Origin of the sequence: Actinoplanes subtropicus, assembly GCF_000721705.1 — a bacterium.
Taxonomy (GTDB): Bacteria; Actinomycetota; Actinomycetes; order Mycobacteriales; family Micromonosporaceae; genus Actinoplanes; species Actinoplanes subtropicus.
The window spans coordinates 1-2,701 of sequence record NZ_JOJL01000102.1 but is presented as its reverse complement, the minus strand read 5'-3'; the positions used below and the strand labels follow the sequence as shown (position 1 = coordinate 2,701).

Below are 2,701 nucleotides of genomic sequence, written 5' to 3'. Positions count from 1 at the left end.
TGTCGGCGTACTGGTGAATGTGCCCAGGTAAGTACGCGTGGACGTGCCCAGATGTCGATCTTGGGGTTGGGGTCTCAGTCGTCGGTGGAGATGCCCAGATCGAGGTCGTTGAGGTGGGGGTGTTGGAGGCGGTAGCGGGCGAAGGCGAGCATGTCGACGAGCCAGCCGGGTCCGCCGTGGATGCCGTGGGCTCGCAGGAGGGTGTCGACCTCGCGGCTGGTTGCCGGGCTGGCGTGACCGAAGAACTGTTCACATAGTTCGAGGAGTTGCTCGAGGTCTTGCTCGAGGTCTTGCTTGTGCTGGGCGCGGCGGCTGGTCACGGGGTGCCTGGCTTGCTGGTCGTGTTAGGCGACGTTCTCGAGGGCGGCCAGGCGGTTCTTGAGTCGGTAGCTGGGTCCGTTGATCGCGACGACGTCGCAGTGGTGCAGCAGCCGGTCGAGGATGGCGGTGGCCAGGACCTCGTCGCCGAAGACCTGGCCCCATTCGCCGAAGCTTTTGTTCGAGGTGAGCAAAGTCGAGCCCTTTTCATACCGCTTCGAGATGACCTGGAAGACCAGATTCGCCTCGGCCCGTTCCAGCGGTTGGTAGCCCACCTCGTCGATCACCAGGACGTTCGGGCGTAGGTAGGTGCGCAGCTTGCTGGTGAGCCGGCCGATCGCGTCGGCGGCTTTGAGGTGGCGGACCATGTCGTCGAGGGTGGTGAAGTAGACGGTGAACCCGGCCCGGCAGGCCGCGACCGCGAGAGCGACGGCGATGTGGGTCTTGCCGACCCCGGGCGGCCCCAGGAGGGCGACGTTCGCGTGGGCCTGGACGAACGCGAGGGTGGCCAGCTCGCGGATCTTGCGGGGGTCCAGCTCGGGTTGGAAGGCGAACTCGTAGTCGTCGAGGGTTTTGTGGTGCGGCAGCTTCGACAGCCGTAGCCCGGCGCGGAAGCGCCGGTCGTCGCGGACGGCGAGTTCTTCCTGCAGGACCAGATCTAGGAAGTCGAGATAGCTCATCGCGTCGGCGTCAGCGCGTTTAGCCAGCTCGTGCAGGGTGATCGACAGGTGCGGTAGGCCGAGCTTGGTGGCGCTGGCCTGGATGCGGCTGGTGACCAGCTCAGTCACTTCGAAACGTCCTTCAGGTGGGTGCGGGCAGGCGTGAACGGACTCGTGCCGGCGATCTGGTCATAGACCGACAGCGGCCGGGCGGCGACGGTGACCTGCGCCGCGGCTGCCCGGGTGAGCAGAGCCTGCAGCGGGCTGCCCGCGGGCCGGTCCCGCAGCCGTGGTTGCGGCGGCGTGTCGCCGGTGGTGACCGCGCGGGTGTGCCCGTCGGGCAGGCCGTCCCAGTGCGTTTCGTCGACGACGCGGGCGCCGCGGCCGACCGCCCGGGGGTGGCTGGCCAGCAGCGTGTCCCCGCCGGCCTCGGCGACGGTGGCGTGGATGGTGATCGTGGCGGCGCTCGCGCGGATCTCGACCAGCTGCCGGTGCCGGACCCGGCGGGCCGGCACCGAATACAGGTTCCCGGCGTAGGCGACCAGGCAGTCCTTGCCGACGTGCCGCAGGTGCCGGTCGACAACCACATACGGCCGGTTCGGGATCGGCCGAAGCGCGGCGTGGTCACGGGCCGCCCGCACTCCGATGACCTCCCCGTGGGTGCGGTGCGTGCGGGAACGCCGGTCCGGCACCCATGCCAGGAACGCGGCGTCCAGTTCCTCGATCGAGGCGAACCCGCGCCCGGCCAGGACATGATCACGCACGATGGTGACCTGCCGCTCGACGCGTCCTTTCCCGGTCGGCCGGTAGGCCGCCAGGACGTCGATGTCGAAGTCGTAGTGCCCGGCGAACCCGACCGCCTCCGGATGCAGCGGGACTGCGAGGCCCGGGGCGACGTGCCGGCGGACCACGGTCTTGGTCCGGTCGTAGACGATCGATCCGGGCACCCCGCCGAAGTGCGCGAACGCCCGCCGGTGGCAGTCCCAGAACGCGGCCAGGTCCTGGCTGGTGGTGAAGCAGCAGAACGGATCCCGCGAGTACGACAGCACCATGTGGAACGAGTAGACCTTCGCGACCCCCACATGGGCCAGGATGCCGCCCTCGTCGCCCCAGTCCACCTGCGCCTGGGCGCCGGGAACGACCTCGAACCGGCGGTGCAGCCCGGCCAGTTGGTCCGGGGCGATCCCGAGCTCCGCGGCGATCCGCGGCCGGGCTTCCTGCAGATACAGCTTGACCCGCTGGTAGTTCCCCGCGAACCCGTACTGCTCGACCAGCCGCTCATGGATCACGGTGCCTTTGAGCAGCAACTCCGCCCGCAGCCACGCGTCGATCACGTGCGCGAACGCATCCACCGCCAGAGGCCGCCGCGGACGCGCCGCCCGCTGCGGCGCCTGCCCCACCCCGCCGTTCAGGTATTTGCGCACGGTCCGCCGGTGCAGCCCGGTCTCCCGGGCGATCTCGGAGATGCTCAACCCCACGTCACGCAGCGCCCGGAACCGGCGCAGCTCCAGCCACCGCTCCGCGTCCAGCACCACACCGCAGCCCCCGTCCCTGAATCACCTCAAACAGGACGAAGTCTCACCCGGCTCGCAACCCCTGAACGCCCGGACCTGGGCACGTTCATCGGGTCTGTCGCTGATCTTGTGACGGGCGTCGGGCTGGTCCATGATCAGCGTGGTGCTCTCAAGCCTGATCAAGGTCCTTTCGCATCTGTCCAACGTGGT

Annotated in this window: 3 protein-coding genes; all 3 read right to left on the bottom strand. The window is 69.0% G+C overall.

Annotated elements, in window-relative coordinates:
* Window positions 1–74: 74 nt before the first annotated feature.
* The 3 genes from IH26_RS0152235 to istA are packed head-to-tail and all read right to left on the bottom strand — an operon-like array spanning window position 75 to window position 2,512.
* Window positions 75–320, bottom strand: coding sequence for a hypothetical protein (locus IH26_RS0152235; RefSeq protein ID WP_051810114.1), 246 nt, complete (start codon window positions 318–320; stop codon window positions 75–77).
* Between the two features lie 24 nt (window positions 321–344).
* Window positions 345–1,106 carry an IS21-like element helper ATPase IstB gene (gene istB, locus IH26_RS0152230; protein ID WP_030443767.1) on the bottom strand — a complete coding sequence of 254 codons (762 nt, stop codon included), beginning with the start codon at window positions 1,104–1,106 and terminating at the stop codon, window positions 345–347.
* Window positions 1,103–2,512 carry an IS21 family transposase gene (istA, locus tag IH26_RS0152225; protein WP_030443766.1) on the bottom strand — a complete coding sequence of 470 codons (1,410 nt, stop codon included), beginning with the start codon at window positions 2,510–2,512 and terminating at the stop codon, window positions 1,103–1,105. The genes istB and istA overlap by 4 nt, the downstream gene beginning before the upstream one ends.
* Window positions 2,513–2,701 lie beyond the last annotated feature (189 nt).